The following is an 18,110-nucleotide window of genomic DNA, read 5'->3' as shown; positions in this document are numbered from 1 at the left end:
TTTGATGGGCCATACTGAATGGCCCACGATGTGGTCCACAATGGTCCCGGCGGCGCGGAAGAGCAAGCGGGCGACCGGTCTACCCACCCCAATGCGCGTTAATCCCCATATCCGCGCAGCCGCTCGACATCGAGGATTGTGACGCCGCCATATTCGAGCCGCAGCAGCCCCTCCTTCTCGAGCAGGTTCAATGCGCGGTTGGCGTTCTGCCTGGACATGCCGGAGAGCGCTCCGATCTCTTCTTGCGTGATCTCCAGATGCGCGGTCGATTCCGGATAGAGGATCGGGTTGAACAGCGAGGCGATGCTGCGGGCAAGGCGCGCGGTGGCGTCCAGCGTGCGGTTGACCTCGAGCATGCCGATGAACTGGCCGAGCCGCTCGTTGAGCTGGCGCACCAGGAAGCGATTGAAGCCGACGCTGTTCTCGAACAGCCACATGAAGGCGCTACGTTCCATCAGCGCGACTCGGCTGTCGCGCAGCGCGACCACGTCGTAGCGACGCAATTCGTTCTTGAGCACGCTGCCCTCGCCGAACCAGGCGCCGGCCGTCAACCCCGCAAGACTCGTCTCCTTGCCGTCGCGCGAAACGCCGCCCATGCGGGCGAGGCCGCTCACCATGCCGGCCCAATAGTCGAACTTGTCGCCGCGCATGAACACGGTTTCGCCGGTGCCATAGGAGCGTTCGGTGATCCCGGCGCGGGCGATCTCGATCTCCGCTGGCGTGAGCTCGCGCGACCAGGCGGCGACTCGCCTCAGTTGATCCTCTGAAATCATGATCCCGAAGTCAGCCGCACCGTGTCGTCACCCCGTTCTTATGCTGCATCGCAACATCATCGTTCAGGCTCCCATCCGACGAAAGATGAAGGCCGCCTCGGTCCGAAAAACTTTGTCGCAGAATTGTCAGGCCGGAGACATTTCAAAATAGCGCTTTCCCCTATTGAGAACCACCTCGGGCGATGCGGCTTTTGATCCCAAACGGGCGAAGGCGGTGCGGCTCCGGTCGGGACCATGTGCTGCATGGCCTCACCGACACAGCCGTACTAGGATCGCCCGGAAGGTACCGACGAAGAGCGCCGCAGAATGCGCCATCAGCGGGAGGGATTTGTTTGGTGGTTACCAGTCTCGAAGTGCGCGGCGTGTCCTTGCGGTTCGGCGGCGTTCGCGCGCTGACCGACGTCAGCTTCGCCATCAACGAGGGCGAGCTGTTCTCGATCATCGGCCCCAACGGCGCCGGCAAGACCTCCATCGTGAACTGTATTTCCGGCCGCTATAAGCCGACCGAAGGCCAGCTGTTCTACCAGGGCCGCGACATCACGGGGCTGACCCCGAATGCGCGCCCCAAGCTCGGCATCGGCCGCACCTTCCAGAATCTGGCACTGTTCCACCATATGAGCGTGCTCGACAACATCATGGTCGGCCGCCATCACCTGGTGAAGAACAATTTCCTCACCGGATCGCTGTACTGGCTGACCGGCGCACGCAAGGAAGAGCTCGAACACCGCCGCAAGGTCGAGGAGATCATCGACTTCCTCGACCTCCAGTCGGTGCGCAAGGCCACCGCCGGCACCCTCCCCTACGGCCTGCGCAAGCGCGTCGAGCTCGCCCGCGCCATGGCGCTGGAGCCGCGCCTCATCCTCCTCGACGAGCCGATGGCCGGCATGAATTTCGAGGAGAAGGAGGACATGGCCCGCTACATCGTCGACCTCAACGAGGAGTTCGGTATGACGGTGGTGATGATCGAGCACGACATGGGCGTGGTGATGGATATCTCCCACCGCGTCATGGTGCTGGATTTCGGCCGCAAGATCGCCGAGGGCAATCCCGCCGCGGTGCTCGCCGATCCCCACGTCAAGCGCGCCTATCTCGGCGAAGAGGACGAGGCGCTGGTCGACCCCGACGATGCGCCGCCGGCGCAGGAGAGCGCGGCATGATGGATTACGCAGGGCGCGTCGCCCAGGCCGACACTTATCCGAAGATGCTGCGGCTCAATGCCAAGGAGCACGGCAACGAGATTGCGCTGCGCGAAAAGGATCTCGGTCTCTGGCGTCCGTTCACCTGGAACGATTACCAGACCCGCGTGCGCGACTTCGCGCTCGGCCTAGTTGAGCTCGGCCTGGGTCGCGGCGACGTCATCGGCATCATCGGCGATAACAGGCCGGATTGGGTGGCGGCAGAAGTAGCAACCCACGCGATCGGCGGATTGAGCCTAGGGCTCTATCGCGACGTGCTGGATGAAGAAGCCTCCTATCTCCTCAATTATGGCGAGGCACAGCTCGTGTTCGCCGAGGACGAGGAGCAGGTCGACAAGCTGCTGGCGCTGGCCGAGCGCGTGCCTGATCTCAAGCACATCATCTATTCCGATCCGCGCGGCATGCGGAAATATGACGACCAGCGGCTGATGTCGGCGGAGAAGTTCGCCGAGCTCGGCCGCGCTCGCGCGACCCGCGAGCCGGAGCTTTACGATCGCCTGGTCGATGCCACCAAGGGCGAGGACGTCGCCATCCTCTGCACGACGTCAGGCACGACCTCGCATCCAAAGCTCGCGATGCTCGCCGCCGGCCGCGTGCTCGGCCATTGCGCGACCTATCTGGCTTTCGACCCCAAAGGCCCTGATGACGAATACGTCTCGGTGCTGCCGCTGCCCTGGATCATGGAACAGGTCTATGTGCTCGGCAAAGGCCTGCTTTGCCGGATGAAGATCAACTTCGTCGAAGAGCCCGATACGATGATGAACGATCTGCGCGAGATCGCGCCGACATTCGTGCTCTTTGCCCCCAGGGTCTGGGAATCGATCGCCGCCGATGTCCGCGCCAAGGTCATGGATGCGACGCCCTTCAAGCAGCGCCTGTTCGACATCGGCATGAAGTCGGGACTTGCCGCGCTCGAACAGGGCAAGCGCTCCGGCTTCGCCGACGCGATCCTGTTCCGCGCGCTGCGCGACCGCCTCGGCTTCACCCGCCTGCGCTCGGCTGCCACCGGCGGCGCGGCCCTCGGGCCCGACACCTTCAAGTTCTTCCAGGCCATGGGCGTGCCGCTGCGCACGCTCTACGGCCAGACGGAATTGCTCGGCGCCTACACGCTGCATCCCGAAGGCAAGGTCGACCCTGACACCACGGGCGTGCCAATGGCCGACACTATCGAGATCCGCATCGACAATGCCGACATCCACGGCGTCGGCGAGATCGTGGTGCGGCACCCCAACATGTTCCTGGGCTATTACAAGAACCCGGAAGCGAGCATCGCCGATATCAAGGACGGCTGGATGCTGTCGGGCGATGCCGGCTATTTCAACGAAAACAGGCAGCTCGTGGTCATCGACCGCATCAAGGATCTCGCCGAGACCTCGCGCGGCGAGCGCTTCTCGCCGCAATTCATCGAGAACAAGCTGAAATTCTCGCCCTATATCGCCGAGGCCGTGGTGCTTGGCGCCGGACGTGACGCGCTCGCGGCAATGATCTGCATCCGCTATTCCATCATCTCGAAATGGGCAGAGAAGAACCGCCTCTCCTTCACCACCTACAGCGACCTTGCCTCGCGCCCCGAGGTCTACGCGCTGCTCCGGAAGGAGGTCGAGACCGTCAACGCCACGCTGCCGCCGGCGCAACGCATCTCGCGCTTCCTGCTGCTCTACAAGGAGCTGGATGCCGACGACGGCGAGCTCACCCGCACAAGAAAGGTGCGCCGCGGCGTCATCAACGAGAAATACGCTGAAATCATCGACGCGATCTACCGCGGCGATCCCGACATCCTCGTCGACACCGTGATCCGCTTCCAGGACGGCACCACGCAACGTGTACGAACGACGCTGCGCGTGGTGGACCTCGGCGGGCATGGGCATATGGCGGAGGCCGCGGAGTGATGCAGTCCGTCGCGAACGGCGCCCGCCTTCGCCTTCCCCCGCAGGCGGCAGGGCTATCGCATATGCACTCCGTCATTGCGAGCGCAGCGAAGCAATCCAGACCGTCTCCGCGGAAAGATGCTGGATTGCTTCGCTGCGCTCGCAATGACGATGTGGGTGCATCAGGAGACCATAAATGAACACCGCCTTCCTCATCCAGCTCCTGGTCAACGGTCTCGTGGTCGGCACGCTCTATGGCGTGGTCGCGATGTCGTTCGTGCTGATCTACAAGGCGACCCAGGTCGTCAATTTCGCGCAAGGTGAATTGCTGCTGGTCGGCGCCTGGGTGTGCTGGGCGCTGCTCGCCAAATACCAGGTGCCGTTCTGGATCGGCATGCCGATCACGCTGGTGTTCATGTTCGTGTTCGGCATCGCGATCCAGGTCCTGATCCTGCGCCCGATGATCGGCGAGCCGATCATCTCGGTGATCATGGTGACGATCGGCCTCTCCACCGTGCTCCAGGCGACGCTGAAATGGATGTTCGGCGTCAATCCGCAGCCGTTCCCGCGCGTGTTCGAGAGCCAGTCCGTCGGACTGTTCGGCCTCCAGATCCAGACCGTCTATGTCATGAGCCTTGTCGTCTCGCTCGCGATGATGATCGGCATGGCCTGGTTCTTCCGCGCCTCGAAGTACGGCCTTGCGATGCGCGCCACCGCGTTCAATCAGCAAGTCGCGCAGTCGCTCGGCATTTCCGTCAAGAGCGTGTTTGCGATGGCCTGGGCGATCTCGGCCACCGTGTCGGCGGTGGCAGGGGTCGTCGTCGCCGTGGTGAACGGCGTGTCCTCGGGCCTGGCCGCCTACGGCATCAAAGTGTTTCCGGCGGCGATCCTCGGCGGGCTCGATTCCGTCGGCGGCGCGGTGCTCGGTGGCATCATCATCGGCCTGCTCGAGAACGTCGCGCAATATGTCGACAGCCAATATCTGCACTGGGGCAATCTCTACGAGATCGCACCGTTCTACGTCCTCATCATCGTGCTGATGATCAAGCCTTACGGCCTGTTCGGCACCCACGACATCGAGCGGATCTGACCCATGGCCGGCCCTGCCCTCATCCCTGCTGGTGATTTCCGCACCTCCTACGCGGCCGACACCACGATCTTCCCGACCACGACCAGCCGCAACTTCGCGATCGCGGGCGTGCTGCTGCTCTGCCTCGTGCCGCAGGTCCTCGGCGGCTACTGGCTCAGCATCCTGATCCAGATCGGCATCTTCTCGATCGCGGCGCTGGGCCTCAACATCCTGGTCGGCTTCACCGGCCAGATCTCGATCGGGCATGCCGCCTTCTTCCTGCTCGGCGCCTTCACCTCGGCCTATCTCTCCAACAACGCGCCGATTCCGGTGTTCTTCGCGATCCCGCTCGCTGGTCTCGTCACCGCGATGGTCGGGTTGATCTTCGGCATCCCCGCGGCCCGATTGAAGGGACTCTACCTCGTCATCGCGACGCTGGCCGCGCAATACATCCTGCTCGACTTCTTCTCCCGCGCGGAATGGTTTTCGGGCGGCTCGGTGCCTGCGAGCGCCGAGCCGTTCTCCATTCTGGGCTACACGCTGCGCGGCGACAGGCAGTATTTCTACGTCGTGCTGGCCTATGTACTGGCGAGCTACATCCTCGTCACCAACCTGATGCGCACGCGCGACGGCCGCGCGCTGGTGGCGATCCGCGACCACTATCTCTCCGCCGAGATCATGGGCATCAACCTCACCAAATACCGCACGCTGTCGTTCGGTCTCGCCGCCTTCTTCGCCGGCATCGCCGGCGCGCTCTACGCGCACTACCAGCAGGTCGTGTCGCAGGAAGGTTTCGGCATTGAGCGCTCGATCCTGTTCCTCGCCATGATCATCATCGGCGGCACCGGCTCGATCATGGGCACGCTGATGGGCACCGCCTTCGTGGTGCTGCTGCCGGAATCCATGGAATTCATCAGCCTGCACCTGAAGGGCGGTGCGATCGACAAGGCGCTGTCGCTCAACAACAACATCACTTTCCTGCGCGAGATCGCGATCGGGGTGATCATCATCGCATTCCTGATGTTCGAGCCTGATGGGCTCGCACATCGCTGGCGGCAGATCAAGGCGTACTGGAAACTCTACCCGTTCTCGCATTGAGCGCGGGCAACTTCACTTAAACAATAAACAGGAGGAACCGACCCATGAAGATGAAGTCTCTTTTGAGCACCGCATCGCTCGCGCTCGCGATTGCCGCATACTCCGCAGGCGCGCAGGCGCAGATCGCGATCGGGCATCTCGCCGATTATTCCGGCGGCACCTCCGACGTCGGCACGCCGTTTGGACAGGCCGTCGCCGACACCTTCGCCTGGGTCAACAAGAACGGCGGTATCGGCGGCAAGCAGGTCAACCTCGACACCAACGACTATGGCTACCAGGTGCCCCGCGCGATCGCGCTCTACAAGAAATGGTCGGCACCGGACGGCAAGGTCGCCGCGATCATGGGCTGGGGCACCGCCGACACCGAAGCGCTGACCGGCTTCCTCGCCCAGGACAAGATCCCCGACATGTCCGGCTCCTATGCTGCGGCGCTGACCGATCCCGAAGGCACCAGCGGCAAGGCCAAGCCCGCGCCCTATAATTTCTTCTACGGCCCGAGCTATTCGGACTCGCTGCGCGCGATGCTGATGTGGGCGGCCGAGGACTGGAAGGCCAAGGGCAAGCCCGGCAAGCCGAAATTCGTGCACATGGGCGCCAACCACCCCTATCCGAACGCGCCGAAGGCCGCCGGCGAAGCCATGGCGCAGGAGCTCGGCTTCGAGGTGCTGCCGCCACTGGTGTTCGCACTCGCCCCGGGCGACTACAGCGCACAGTGCCTGAGCCTGAAATCCTCGGGCGCCAACTACGCCTATCTCGGCAACACCGCGGCCTCCAACATCTCGGTGATGAAGGCCTGCAAGACTGCGGGCGTCGAGATCCAGTTCCTCGGCAATGTCTGGGGCATGGACGAGAACGCCGCCAAGACGGCCGGAGACGCCGCCGATGGCGTGATCTTCCCGCTGCGCACCGCCGTAAGCTGGAACGGCGATGCGCCCGGCATGAAGACGCTGATGGAGATTTCCAAGATGTCGGACCCCTCGGGCAAGGTCTATCGCCCGGTGCACTACGTCGCGGCGGTCTGCTCGGCACTCTACATGAAGGAGGCGCTCGACTGGGCCACCAAGAACGGCGGCGCCACCGGCGAGAACGTCGCCAAGGGCTTTTATCAGAAGAAGGATTGGGTGCCGGCAGGGATGGAAGGCGTCTGCAATCCCTCGACCTGGACCGACAAGGACCATCGCGGCACGCTGAAGGTCGATCTCTATCGCACCAAGATATCAGGCGCGACCGACGCCGATCTCAACGACCTCATGGCCAAGGGCACGATCAAGCTCGAAAAGGTCAAGACGGTCGAGCTGCCGCGCAAGCCGGAATTGCTGGGCTGGTGAGGCCGGCTTTCACCACGCACGCAACTGTCATCCCCCGCGAAGGCGGGGGATCCAGCACGCCGCGGCTTCTCCGTGAACCTCAGACGTCTCTGGAATACTGGGTCACCCGCCTTCGCGGGTGACGACACCGAGAAAGCAACTGACCATGAGCGAAACGGCTCACATCGAGCGCCCCACGCCCAGCATCGTCCCCGCACCGCCCCTCCTCGCCGTGCGCAACATCGAGGTCGTCTACGACGACGTCATCCTGGTGCTGCGCGGCCTCAGCCTCGACGTGCCTAAGGGCGCGATCGTGGCGCTGCTCGGGGCCAACGGCGCCGGCAAGTCCACGACGCTGAAAGCGATCTCGGGTCTGCTCAAGACCGAGGATGGCGAGGTCACGCGCGGCCAGATCCTGTTCGAGGGCGAGCCCATCGCCGGCATCGATCCCGACAAGATCGTCCGCCGCGGCATTTTCCAGGTGATGGAGGGCCGGCGCATCGTCGCCGACATGACGTCGCTGGAAAACCTCAGGCTCGGCGCCTTCACCCGCAGGGATCGTGAGGTCGATGCCGATCTCGACATGGTCTTCAATTATTTCCCGCGCCTGAAGGAGCGCACGGGCCTTGCCGGCTATCTCTCCGGCGGCGAGCAGCAGATGCTGGCAATCGGCCGCGCGCTGATGGCACGCCCGAAGATGATCCTGATGGACGAGCCGTCGATGGGCCTGTCGCCGCTGCTGGTGAAGGAGGTGTTCTCCATCATCCAGAAGATCAACCGCGACCTCGGCGTCACCATCCTGCTGGTCGAGCAGAACGCGCGCGCCGCGCTGTCGGTGGCGAGCCACGGCTACATCATGGAACAGGGCAAGGTCGTGCTCGACGGCACCGCCGAGGAATTGCGCGACAACGAGGACGTCAAGGAATTCTATCTTGGCGGCGCCGGCGACCAGCGCAAGAGCTTCAAGAACCTCAAGAGCTTCAAGCGGCGCAAGCGCTGGCTTTAATTCTCAACCGAGCACCTGCTCCGCTTCCGTGACCGCACAGAGAACATGATAGAACGAGGACGCAGGAATGGTGTCGATCAGCGATTTGCCGTCGCCGTCGAACTGGTCGTACCAGCCGCCGCGCACGGGATGGCTGAGATAGTAACGTTCGAGCCGCACCAGCGCCGCGCGCGCTTCCTCCGCCGCGCCCGCCTCGCCGGACTCGGCCTGCGCGATCCACGCTTTCGCAATCTCGGTTTGCGGCCACAGCCGGCGCGTCGCGCGACGGGTGTTGCCGGCATCGTCGCCTTCGTCGACGAGACAGCCGGTGGCCGCATCGCGATAGCGCAGCGAGGTCGCAAGCAGTTCTGCGCGCCGCGTGCCCGTCGGGCAGCCCGTGATGCGTTCAAACCCTTTCAGCAGCCAGACCCATTCCGCCTGATGGCCCGGCTCGACGCTGACGGGCTCGATTTTCGACCAATCCTCCTCGAAATACTCCGTGAGGATGCGCTTCTGCTTGTCGTAGAGATTGGCGAGGAACAGGGCGAAGAATTCGCCGGCTCTGTTCTGGAACGACAGATCGTGGGTGGCGTCGAAACACGCGATCATCGCCTCGAACAGATGCATGTGCGGGTTTTGCCGGCGCGGCAGCGAGACCGGCAGGCCTTCGTGCACGCCGCCGTGCGGCGAGCGCAGATGGCCGTCGAGGAAAGCAAGCAGCGCGTCGATCTCGGCGCGGACCTGCGCGTCCCGGTCGAGCGAATAGACAGTCGCCAGCGCAAACAGGATGAAGGCGTGATCGTAGGCATCTCGCCGCGCATCCAGCACCGCGCCATCAGGCGTCAGCCGGTGCACATAGCCGGGCTTGCCGTCGGGCGCCTTCGCTTTTGCCAAGAGGTGTTCGAGTCCCTTCAGCGCGATGGCGCGGCCTTGCGGGTACCACCCCATCTGCGCCGCCTTGGCGTAGCAATAGATTTGCCGCGCCTGCACGAACACGCGACGCGGCGCGGCCGCGTCAGCTGTGCCGTCGCGGTGCAGGCGGTCGATGAAACCGCCCGTCCGATGGTCCCAGCCGACGGTCGACCACAGCGGGATCGCGTCCTCGATCATGTGGCGCCTCAGGCGCGCGACGACCCCAGCCGTCTCCTCCACCGGAATGATGCCCTCGTCCGCCATCGCGCCCTCCCCGCGCCCAGTCAATGGCCGTCTGATACCCATGCGAGCGGCTGCGTGCAACGGATGCCAACCCGGAAAGATCTGCCATGACCGCCCATTACGACACCCTCGAGACGCGCGAGCATGCGGCGCGCGAGGCCGATTTGTTCGCCCGCCTGCCGGAGGTGCTGAGCAGCGCCATGGCCGCACCGGCCTATGCCGAGCGGTTCAAGGGCATCGATCCGGCCTCGGTGACATCCAGAGCGGCGCTGGCCCGCCTGCCGGTGCTGCGCAAGTCGGAACTGCCGGCCCTGCACAAGGCCTCCCAGCCCTTCGGCGGCTTCGTCGCTGCGGCGCCTGGGTCGTTCGCACGCCTGTTCACGTCCCCGGGCCCAATCTTCGAGCCGGAAGGACGCCAGGCCGACCCCTGGCGCGGCGCCCGGGCACTGTTTGCCGCCGGGTTCCGGCCCCAGGACATCGTGCTCAACACATTCAGCTATCACCTCACCCCCGGCGGCTTCATCTTCGATTCCTCCGCACGCGCGCTCGGCTGCGCCGTGATTCCCGCCGGTCCCGGCAATACCGAGCAGCAATTCGAGCTGATCGAGGCCTACCGCCCCGTCGGCTACAGCGGCACACCTGATTTCCTGAAGATCCTGCTCGACGCCGCAGTGACCGCGGGCCGCGACGTCTCCTCGATCAAGCGCGCGCTGGTGTCGGGGGCAGCATTCCCGCCCTCCCTCCAGGCCGAGATCAAGGCGCGCGGCATCGACGCCTACCAGGCGTTCGGCACCGCCGATCTTGGCCTCATCGCCTTCGAGACCGAGGCCCGCGATGGCATGGTCGTCAACGAGGATCTGATCATGGAGATCGTCAAACCGGGCACCGGCGAGCCGGTGGCGCCGGGCGATGTCGGCGAGATCGTCGTGACCTCACTCGATCCGCATCATCCCTGGATTCGGCTGGCACTCGGCGACCTCACGGCTTCCCTGCCAGGCACGAGCCCGTGCGGGCGCACCAATATGCGCATTAAGGGCTGGATGGGCCGCGCCGACCAGACCACCAAGGTCAAGGGCATGTTCGTTCGCCCCGAGCAGATCGCCGAGATCGGCAAACGCCATCCCTTGCTTGGAAGGCTGCGCCTTGTCGTGACCCGCCAGGGCGAGGCCGATGCGATGACGCTGAAGGCTGAGACGGGCGCATCAGACGATGTGCTGCGTAAAGATGTCGCCGACAGCTTGCGGGCCGTGACCAAGCTCGGCGGCGCCGTCGAGCTGGTCAGCCCAGGGGCGCTCCCGAACGACGGCAAGGTGATCGCGGACGAGCGGTAGTCCCCCTTTCGAATGTTGCCCAACGAGTAAACATGAAGAACGAGCCGGAACCATCTCAAAGTCCAAAATAGACGAGCGATAAATCCTGCTTTTTGCCAATATGGGTACGATCCTCATTATTCATCCCCCGAGCTCCTTCGCGTACGGCCGGTCGAGCTAATGCTCCACTTAGCAATCAAGCGCCCCGTAGGTCGTGAGCATCACGCCCTCAACCCTATGTTCCCGTGCCTCCGGGACGCCGCCCTAACTGAAGACTAAAACCGATCAGCCAACAACGGGGCAATGAACCTATGGAGATTTGATCCATCGAACAGATAGGCCGCAATTCCGGCCGCTTGCGCCGCAGCAAGGTCGCTCTGCTTGTCGCCGATCATGAAGCTAGCATTGATATCTACTGCGTACCGCTCAACCAACGCCCCAATCATTCCTGGTTGAGGCTTACGGCAGTTGCAGAGCACACGATATCGCTCAATCACGGCATCGGGATGGTGGGGGCAGAACTCGAACGCATCGATATGCGCACCCACAATAGCGAGTTCACGCGACATCCATTCGTGCAAATTGCGAACATGCCACTCCTCATAAAATCCCCTTGCGATTCCTGATTGGTTCGTCACGACAAACGCAAAGTAACCGGCGTCATTGACTGCCTTTACCGCCTGTTGGGCTCCTTTTATCCACCGGATCTTGTCCGGATCAAAAGCATAGCCATCGTCCTCGTTGAGGACGCCATCACGATCAAAGAAAACTGCTGGACGCCTCAAAGATCACTCACCCAAGTTGGAGGGAATACCGCCGATCTTCCGACAATCATTGCTCCATTTCAACAGCTCGCGCGGTTAAAAGCATCTTTGTCTGCCCGCGTCTCCTGTACCCTGCTGTTCTCCGGGGCGCAAAATTGCCTTCGTCTTGTTCGCTTTGTTGCTGGTCAACCTTCGTCCTTGCCTTTAAGCGCGTGACAACAGGGACCATGCCCGTTGTAAGCCGAACTGCTGCAGAAAGTACTGACACTCGCCTGCGGCTGGAGCAAACTGAGTCTACCGGGCGCCAACTCTGATTATCGCGCCGGTAGCTCGCCTAGCGGACGCAGGCCTCTGCGCAGTGCGGCATGTACAGCCGCTTGTTCTTGCGTGGGAGATACCGGTGACGACGGTTCAAACGAATGGCGCAGACGAGTCAAATCAAATCATCAGGTTCAACCCAAATGACCGCCGCATTCATCGGCGGCTCGGACGCCCGGATCATCATGGGGGGATGGCCAAGAGAGCCTCATCCGATTGTGGCGCGAGAAGCGCGGCGAAACGGAGCCGCAGGATTTCTCGGACAATCTGATCGTCCAGCTCGGGACTATGACAGAGGTCTTGAATCGCACCTGGTATGGGCGAGCGGTCCCACGGTGAAGGACATCCAGAATCGTATTCGCCATCCCGTCCACAAATACATGGCGGCGATCCTGATGGGACCGTCGAGCAGGCCGGCGCCGTCTTCGAAGCCAAGTTCATGCTGCGCTGGGCGTTGTTGAGGAAGCTGCGGCCGAGCAACACATGGCGCAGCAGCACAACATGTGGGTCACCGCATCCCGCAGCGCCGTTCCCTCCATCATCACCGGCGGCAGCATAATGGTCGAGATCAAAATCCAGGCCGATCCGCTGTACCAACATCTTCTCGTCACCGCCGAAAAGAAATTCTGGCTGTGCATCCTGGGCGGTGAACGTGAACAAAGCTTTGACGGTTGAGACCAATAAAGTGATCGAAGCAGACCAGCGCGAGCGCCGTCTCTGGCAAACAATGCAACCACCGTCCAAGTAATAAGAGTATGGAAGGTTCTGATCAAATAGTCTTCGAAGTGACTGACCTTCAAAAGCGATGACGGCCCACGATGGATTGAGCGGGAGTAACCGCTCTATTACCCGAGCGACAGATATGCTCCGTACGCCTGCTTCAGACCGTCCATGAGGGAGGTCTTCGCGCGCCAGCCGAGCCTTTCAAGGCGGCTGACATCGAGTAGCTTGCGCGGCGTGCCGTCTGGCTTAGTGGTGTCAAAAGCGATCTCACCGTTGTAATCGACGATGTCTGCGACGAGTCGGGCGAACTCAGCAACGGCGATGTCCTTTCCGGTACCTATATTGACCAACCCGGCGCCGGAGTAGGTCTTCATGAGGTACACGCAGGCATCCGCCATGTCGTCGACATAGAGGAACTCGCGCCGCGGCGCGCCGGTGCCCCAGACCTCGACGGTCTTTGCGTCCGACAGCTTGGCTTCATGGAAGCGGCGGATGAGCGCGGCAACGACGTGGCTCAATTCAGGATGATAATTGTCGCCAGGCCCGTAGAGGTTGGTCGGCATCACGCTGATGAAGTCGCTGCCATATTGGCTGCGATAGGCTTCCGCCATCTTAAGGCCAGCGATCTTGGCGATGGCATAGGGCTCGTTGGTCGGCTCCAGCGGGCCCGTCAGCACCGCGTCTTCCCGCAGCGGCTGCGGCGCCAGCTTGGGATAGATGCAGGACGAGCCGAGGAACATCAGCTTTTCGGCATGGTTCACATGCGCAGCATGGATCACATTGGTGGCGATCGCGATATTGTCGTAGATGAACTCGGCGCGCAGCGTGTTGTTGGCGACGATGCCGCCGACCTTCGCGGCGGCGAGGAAGATCACCTGCGGCCGCACCTTCGCGAACCAGTCGAACACTTGCGCCTGGTTGCAGAGATCGAGCTCGCGACGCTCGACGGTGACGAGATTCACATCCTCGCGCGCCAGCCGGCGCACGATCGCGCTGCCGACCATGCCGCGATGGCCGGCGACATAGACGCTTTTGCCCTTCAGCTCAAACGGTACGCTTGCCATGAGCCGCTTCCCGTTTGGCCTCGGCCAGATCGCAGGTCATCATCTCGTCGACGAGCTGCGCAAAAGTCCGCCTCGGCTTCCAGCCGAGCACCTTCTGCGCCTTCTTGGCATCCCCGACGAGCAGATCGACCTCGGTCGGGCGGAAATAGGTCGGATCGATCTTCACCACCGTCTTGCCACTGATGGCATCGACGCCGGTCTCGTCGACGCCCTTCCCGCGCCATTCGATGCGGCGGCCGATATGGGCGAAGGACAGCTCCACCATCTCGCGCACCGAGCGCGTCTCGCCGGTGGCGAGTACGAAATCATCGGGCTTGTCGGCCTGCAGGATCATGTGCATGCCCTCGACGTAATCCCTGGCATGGCCCCAGTCGCGCTTGGCCTCGAGATTGCCGAGATAGAGCGTCTGCTCCAACCCAACCTCGATCCGGGAGACGCCGCGAGTGATCTTGCGGGTGACGAAGGTCTCGCCTCGGATCGGGCTCTCGTGGTTGAACAGGATGCCGTTGGACGCGAACATGCCGTAGGCTTCGCGGTAGTTTACCGTGATCCAGTAGCCGTAGAGCTTGGCGACGCCATAGGGCGAGCGCGGATAGAACGGCGTGGTCTCCTTCTGCGGGATCTCCTGCACGAGGCCGTAGAGCTCGGAAGTCGAGGCCTGGTAGAACCGCGTCTCCTTTTCCATGCCGAGAATGCGGATCGCCTCCAACAGGCGCAGCACGCCGACGGCGTCGGCGTTAGCAGTGTATTCCGGGCTCTCGAAGCTGACGGCGACGTGGCTCTGGGCGGCGAGATTGTAGATCTCGGTCGGCCTTATCTGCTGCATCAAGCGAATAAGGTTGGTCGAATCCGTCATGTCACCGTAGTGCATCAGGAAAGGCACGTATCCGACATGCGGGTCTTTGTAGAGATGGTCCACGCGCACGGTGTTGAAGGACGACGAGCGCCGCTTGATGCCGTGCACGGTATAGCCTAACGACAGCAGATACTCAGCGAGATAGGCCCCGTCTTGACCCGTCACGCCGGTGATTAAAGCGACCCGTTTGGTCATGGCCTACCCTGTTCCCGCGCATCTGAGATAAAACAGGCGCGACGAGGCGCCAGCGAAGCATGTTCACGTCCGTCTTTTTGGACAGATCACCATTCGCACGTCAAGCCCCGGCGCTCGGCGTCTGTCAAACGACTGCAAGCTGTTTGGAAACAGTGACATGGCCGCGGGCCACAGGCCACGTCACGAGCGAACGGAAGGCCTTCCAAGGCCATTCTGAACCGCGCTCCCCGTGTCTTGCCGCCCCAGGCCTCCGCCCAGTTCCTGAGCGGCTCCTGGGCTAGCTGGCCGCCCAGCAGGACAGTGACGGGCTACTCGCCTGGGCCAAGGCGGCCTGCCCCTCAAGAACACTCTTCTGGAGGCCGACGCCCGTACCGTCGAGGCAGCCTACAGAAGCGCATGGAGGGTCCTCGCCGGTCTAACCGAAGCAGAGCAGCCGCTCGACTAAGGGAACGATCCACCTACGGCCACCCAGCTTCCCGGCCCGGCATCCGACGAAGTTCATCCAGCCGATACTCAGTTTCAAAAGCATGCCGAGCCCGCCTTCCCAAGGAGCCGCCCCGTCGGTCGCGCAGTCGGCGCGGTCCCCCTCGGGATCACGCCGACGCGGGTCGTAACTCCGGTCGGGCTACGCCCTCCCTACGTCACGAGCCCCGCGAAACTCTCTCACCATGATTGACCATGCCTTCCATCGTGATCGCCGCGCGACAAACATTGAGGCGCAAGGTCAGCGACGAGTTCACCATCCCGGTCTTCCACCATCTCGCCCGCCACCGCTTTAAACCGCGCAAACTTCACCGCTCTGCCGGCACCGCCGAGAAGACAAAGAAATTGAAAGTATTTGAACACGGCAAGCGCGAACAGCGAGATTGAGATCGCGATCCAGAGAATGGCTTCCTGCCCGTTGGGTCTTTGAACCGCTCAATCAGGATGGCGGCTACGTAGTTCGCCAGCGAAATGACCAACAGCGGGGAAATGAAACGCCGGTCCCACGACCCATAAAAAGACGTAGCTGGCAATCAGGATGATCAAGTTTTGCAGGCGGACCGCTCTCCTGACCAGTTGTCGAGTTGCGGCTGAGTCTGCGGAAAAGCGTTCCCGAAGCAACCCCCGCGTCTTGTGGGGCCCTGAAAAGCCTCTGGCGTCGCGCGAGCGAATGGTGCTACCGGCAGGGACAGAGCAGGCGTTGGCGTGCCCTTCCTCGCACGTCGCCCAGGCGAAAAAGCTCTTCCGGTTCTGCAAGCGCGGCCGGCTCTACAAGATGCTGTACCTGGCACTGCACCGAGCCAAGGTAGTGCTGCCCGCCGCATGCGCGGCTTCCACATCTTCTGCCACACGTATGGCCCGTGGATGCATCGCTATGGTGGACTTGACACGCGCGGACTTACCCGGACAGGGCGGTGGGAGAATCCGGACTCGGCGGAGGCCCGGCAGCTTGTTGCCGGTGCCAACGACCAAGTCCCGCGCATTGAAGCGGCCATAGCTCAGATCCAGCCGGCGTCCGCCGGGAATCGCCGCCGATTTGGCACAAAAATCCATTCCCTTTTGGAAGCACTTGTGCACGCTTCCAGTTGCTGAACAAATGTCCCTCATTGGGGGCATACGATTGTCATTTTGCCGGCGACGGCCTCACGCAACGCTTTCGAGCAATGCTGAATCTGCTGAGATCAAAGTCGGCGTGAACAAATCCGGTCAAGCGATCATATGGATCACCGGAGAAATTGTTCCCGGCGATGCGGAAGGTTTTCGCAGTCCGCTCGCCACGCAAACGATGCCGGAAAATTCGTTGCTGACGTGAGACTGGCTTCTCTGGCGGTAATTTGCTGGAAGGAGCGAAGATTGCCGACGCTATAAGGATTGGCAAGACATCCATCGCTCAAGCATTTCAAGCGCCATCGCCTCCCGTCATGGTGCCAATCCTCTTGCGTGATGTACAAACTACGGGCAATAAATCACGGAGGCGCCACCCAAGCCGAGACCAAAATGACCCAGCAATTCGAGTTGAGCAGCCCCAAGAATTTCCTGTAAGTCGCAGAGAACAGCAATGGGGTGCTCGGTCCGACCTCGGTCGAGTTGGCAGCTTGTCTAAGGTGCACGACAGCTATGGAAGGAAACAGAAGTGCGTGATGAAATTAGGATTGGCGTCGTTGGACTCGGCTACGTTGGGTTACCGATTGCTGTTGCGTTCGCACGCGCGGGATTTCAAACTGTAGGCTTCGACATAAACCCGCAACGCATAGATGAGCTCGTCAGAGGTTACGACCGGACCAGAGAAGTTGAGTCAGGCGATCTCGCAGAAGCCGATGTGGTCTATTCGAACAACGTTCGGAGTCTAGCGGCGACAAACTTTTTCATCGTGACTGTTCCGACTCCCTTGGATCACGCCAAGCGGCCTGATCTCAGCATGTTGTATCGCGCTTCGGAGTTCGTCGGCTCGGTGCTTTCCCGGGGCGATATCGTTGTCTATGAGTCAACTGTGTATCCTGGTGTCACGGAGAATGAATGTGCGCCCTATCTGGAGAAAGCATCCGGGTTGGTAGCAGGTAGAGATTTTTTTCTTGGCTACTCGCCTGAGCGGATAAATCCTGGCGATAAAGAGCATCGCTTCGAAAGCATCGCCAAGATAGTTGCCGGTCAGAATCAAAAGACCTTGGAAACGATGACGCGCGTCTATGGCGCGGTCATTAACGCACCTATCCATGAAGCGCCAAACATCATGACCGCCGAAGCGGCAAAGGTCATCGAGAACACACAACGCGACCTGAACATCGCGTTGATCAACGAACTGTCGCTGATCTTTAAACGCCTTGGTATCGACACGGGTGACGTGCTGGCGGCCGCAAAAACAAAATGGAATTTTCTGCCCTTCTCGCCAGGCCTGGTCGGCGGACACTGTATCGGCGTCGATCCGTACTACCTGACCCACATGGCAGAGCAGATCGGCTACCACCCGGAAGTCATACTTGCAGGGCGCCGCGTAAACGATTCCATGAGTAAGTCCTTAGCTGACGAATGCGCTCGTGTGATGATGATGAAGAAACTTGGGCAGCCGCTGACAGTGACGATCTTGGGGTTGGCATTCAAAGAGAACGTGCCTGACATACGAAACAGTCGCGTTGGAGATACGGTGAAAGAGCTTGAAAAATACGGGATCAACGTCCAGGTGCATGACCCCGTTGTAGATCGGCTCGAGGCAATGAAGGAATACGACTTGAGTCTTTTTGAGTTTGATGATCTTGCCCCGGCCGATGCGGTAATCATTGCCGTCCCGCACAAGATCTTCAGTGAGTATGGATGGCGTCGCGTCTCCAGCCTGCTCAAGCTGGCCGATCAAGGCATTGTCTTCGATTTAAAAGGCATGTTGCCGCGGAGTGATGTGCCTAGCGGAGTCCATCTCTCCCGCCTTTGACGGATGATCTGGTTGAATGTCTG

Annotated in this window: 16 protein-coding genes; 11 read left to right on the top strand and 5 right to left on the bottom strand. The window is 61.7% G+C overall.

Features of this window, described 5'->3' with window-relative positions; genetic code table 11:
• Positions 1–98: 98 nt before the first annotated feature.
• Positions 99–773: a Crp/Fnr family transcriptional regulator gene (locus XH80_RS18815; protein ID WP_271599837.1), complete on the bottom strand. Its 675-nt coding sequence runs from the start codon at positions 771–773 to the stop codon at positions 99–101.
• 335 nt (positions 774–1,108) lie between these two features.
• Here XH80_RS18815 and XH80_RS18810 point away from each other — a divergent pair, with 335 nt between their 5' ends.
• The 6 genes from XH80_RS18810 (at position 1,109) to XH80_RS18785 (ending at position 8,317) form a co-directional block, all read left to right on the top strand.
• Positions 1,109–1,930 carry an ABC transporter ATP-binding protein gene (locus tag XH80_RS18810; protein ID WP_271599836.1) on the top strand — a complete coding sequence of 274 codons (822 nt, stop codon included), beginning with the start codon at positions 1,109–1,111 and terminating at the stop codon, positions 1,928–1,930.
• Positions 1,927–3,858 carry a long-chain fatty acid--CoA ligase gene (locus tag XH80_RS18805; RefSeq protein WP_271599835.1) on the top strand — a complete coding sequence of 644 codons (1,932 nt, stop codon included), beginning with the start codon at positions 1,927–1,929 and terminating at the stop codon, positions 3,856–3,858. Before XH80_RS18810 ends, XH80_RS18805 begins: the two co-directional genes overlap by 4 nt.
• A 175-nt stretch (positions 3,859–4,033) precedes the next feature.
• A complete protein-coding gene (locus tag XH80_RS18800) occupies positions 4,034–4,927 on the top strand; it encodes a branched-chain amino acid ABC transporter permease (RefSeq protein ID WP_057749289.1) in 894 nt (297 codons plus the stop codon).
• 3 nt (positions 4,928–4,930) lie between these two features.
• Positions 4,931–6,004, top strand: a complete 1,074-nt coding sequence (locus XH80_RS18795) for a branched-chain amino acid ABC transporter permease (protein WP_271599834.1) — start codon at positions 4,931–4,933, stop codon at positions 6,002–6,004.
• A 44-nt stretch (positions 6,005–6,048) separates the two neighbouring features.
• A complete protein-coding gene (locus XH80_RS18790; RefSeq protein WP_271599833.1) occupies positions 6,049–7,332 on the top strand; it encodes an ABC transporter substrate-binding protein in 1,284 nt (427 codons plus the stop codon).
• A gap of 145 nt (positions 7,333–7,477) precedes the next feature.
• Positions 7,478–8,317, top strand: coding sequence for an ABC transporter ATP-binding protein (locus XH80_RS18785; protein ID WP_220003119.1), 840 nt, complete (start codon positions 7,478–7,480; stop codon positions 8,315–8,317).
• 3 nt (positions 8,318–8,320) lie between these two features.
• On the opposite strand, the gene XH80_RS18780 is transcribed toward XH80_RS18785, so the two are convergent.
• Entirely contained in the window at positions 8,321–9,472 is a 1,152-nt protein-coding gene (locus tag XH80_RS18780; RefSeq protein ID WP_271599832.1) for an AGE family epimerase/isomerase, read from the bottom strand.
• An 86-nt stretch (positions 9,473–9,558) separates the two neighbouring features.
• On the opposite strand from XH80_RS18780, the gene XH80_RS18775 reads away from it, so the two are divergent.
• The gene (locus XH80_RS18775; RefSeq protein WP_271599831.1) at positions 9,559–10,782 is read left to right on the top strand and encodes a phenylacetate--CoA ligase family protein; all 1,224 of its coding nucleotides are present in this window, start codon (positions 9,559–9,561) and stop codon (positions 10,780–10,782) included.
• A gap of 254 nt (positions 10,783–11,036) precedes the next feature.
• Here the strand turns inward: XH80_RS18775 and XH80_RS18770 are convergent, their stop codons facing one another.
• Positions 11,037–11,546: a D-glycero-alpha-D-manno-heptose-1,7-bisphosphate 7-phosphatase gene (locus XH80_RS18770; protein ID WP_271599830.1), complete on the bottom strand. Its 510-nt coding sequence runs from the start codon at positions 11,544–11,546 to the stop codon at positions 11,037–11,039.
• Positions 11,547–12,326: 780 nt separating this feature from the next.
• Between XH80_RS18770 and XH80_RS43755 the strand changes: the two genes are divergently transcribed.
• Positions 12,327–12,518 carry a hypothetical protein gene (locus tag XH80_RS43755; RefSeq protein ID WP_333968836.1) on the top strand — a complete coding sequence of 64 codons (192 nt, stop codon included), beginning with the start codon at positions 12,327–12,329 and terminating at the stop codon, positions 12,516–12,518.
• Between the two features lie 170 nt (positions 12,519–12,688).
• Here XH80_RS43755 and fcl read toward each other — a convergent pair whose 3' ends face one another.
• Both fcl and gmd read right to left on the bottom strand, forming a co-directional pair.
• Positions 12,689–13,630, bottom strand: a complete 942-nt coding sequence (gene fcl, locus XH80_RS18760; protein ID WP_271599829.1) for a GDP-L-fucose synthase — start codon at positions 13,628–13,630, stop codon at positions 12,689–12,691.
• Positions 13,611–14,681 (bottom strand): GDP-mannose 4,6-dehydratase, encoded by a 1,071-nt coding sequence (gene gmd / locus XH80_RS18755; RefSeq protein WP_271599828.1) that lies wholly within the window; start codon positions 14,679–14,681, stop codon positions 13,611–13,613. Before gmd ends, fcl begins: the two co-directional genes overlap by 20 nt.
• A gap of 678 nt (positions 14,682–15,359) precedes the next feature.
• Here gmd and XH80_RS18750 point away from each other — a divergent pair.
• From XH80_RS18750 to XH80_RS18740, 3 genes are all read left to right on the top strand, one after another.
• The gene (locus XH80_RS18750) at positions 15,360–15,551 is read left to right on the top strand and encodes a hypothetical protein (RefSeq protein ID WP_271599827.1); all 192 of its coding nucleotides are present in this window, start codon (positions 15,360–15,362) and stop codon (positions 15,549–15,551) included.
• 649 nt (positions 15,552–16,200) lie between these two features.
• Positions 16,201–16,476 (top strand): hypothetical protein, encoded by a 276-nt coding sequence (locus XH80_RS18745; RefSeq protein ID WP_271599826.1) that lies wholly within the window; start codon positions 16,201–16,203, stop codon positions 16,474–16,476.
• A 321-nt stretch (positions 16,477–16,797) separates the two neighbouring features.
• Complete coding sequence (locus XH80_RS18740) at positions 16,798–18,087, top strand: nucleotide sugar dehydrogenase (RefSeq protein ID WP_271599825.1); 1,290 nt, start codon at positions 16,798–16,800, stop codon at positions 18,085–18,087.
• The last annotated feature ends 23 nt before the right edge of the window (positions 18,088–18,110 follow it).

The organism is Bradyrhizobium sp. CCBAU 45384 (assembly GCF_028128665.1).
In the GTDB taxonomy this organism is placed as follows: Bacteria; Pseudomonadota; Alphaproteobacteria; order Rhizobiales; family Xanthobacteraceae; genus Bradyrhizobium; species Bradyrhizobium manausense.
This window is presented reverse-complemented; position numbering and strand designations above follow the sequence as displayed.

What these genes read in the sequence shown, in the direction of transcription:
- XH80_RS18775 (WP_271599831.1), top strand. Translation starts at nt 9,559, where the DNA reads ATGACCGCCCATTACGACACCCTCGAGACGCGCGAGCATGCGGCGCGC.
- XH80_RS18790 (WP_271599833.1), top strand. Translation starts at nt 6,049, where the DNA reads ATGAAGATGAAGTCTCTTTTGAGCACCGCATCGCTCGCGCTCGCGATT.
- XH80_RS43755 (WP_333968836.1), top strand. Translation starts at nt 12,327, where the DNA reads ATGGCGCAGCAGCACAACATGTGGGTCACCGCATCCCGCAGCGCCGTT.
- fcl (WP_271599829.1), bottom strand. Translation starts at nt 13,630, where the DNA reads ATGGCAAGCGTACCGTTTGAGCTGAAGGGCAAAAGCGTCTATGTCGCC.
- gmd (WP_271599828.1), bottom strand. Translation starts at nt 14,681, where the DNA reads ATGACCAAACGGGTCGCTTTAATCACCGGCGTGACGGGTCAAGACGGG.
- XH80_RS18795 (WP_271599834.1), top strand. Translation starts at nt 4,931, where the DNA reads ATGGCCGGCCCTGCCCTCATCCCTGCTGGTGATTTCCGCACCTCCTAC.
- XH80_RS18800 (WP_057749289.1), top strand. Translation starts at nt 4,034, where the DNA reads ATGAACACCGCCTTCCTCATCCAGCTCCTGGTCAACGGTCTCGTGGTC.
- XH80_RS18780 (WP_271599832.1), bottom strand. Translation starts at nt 9,472, where the DNA reads ATGGCGGACGAGGGCATCATTCCGGTGGAGGAGACGGCTGGGGTCGTC.
- XH80_RS18805 (WP_271599835.1), top strand. Translation starts at nt 1,927, where the DNA reads ATGATGGATTACGCAGGGCGCGTCGCCCAGGCCGACACTTATCCGAAG.
- XH80_RS18815 (WP_271599837.1), bottom strand. Translation starts at nt 773, where the DNA reads ATGATTTCAGAGGATCAACTGAGGCGAGTCGCCGCCTGGTCGCGCGAG.
- XH80_RS18750 (WP_271599827.1), top strand. Translation starts at nt 15,360, where the DNA reads ATGCCTTCCATCGTGATCGCCGCGCGACAAACATTGAGGCGCAAGGTC.
- XH80_RS18785 (WP_220003119.1), top strand. Translation starts at nt 7,478, where the DNA reads ATGAGCGAAACGGCTCACATCGAGCGCCCCACGCCCAGCATCGTCCCC.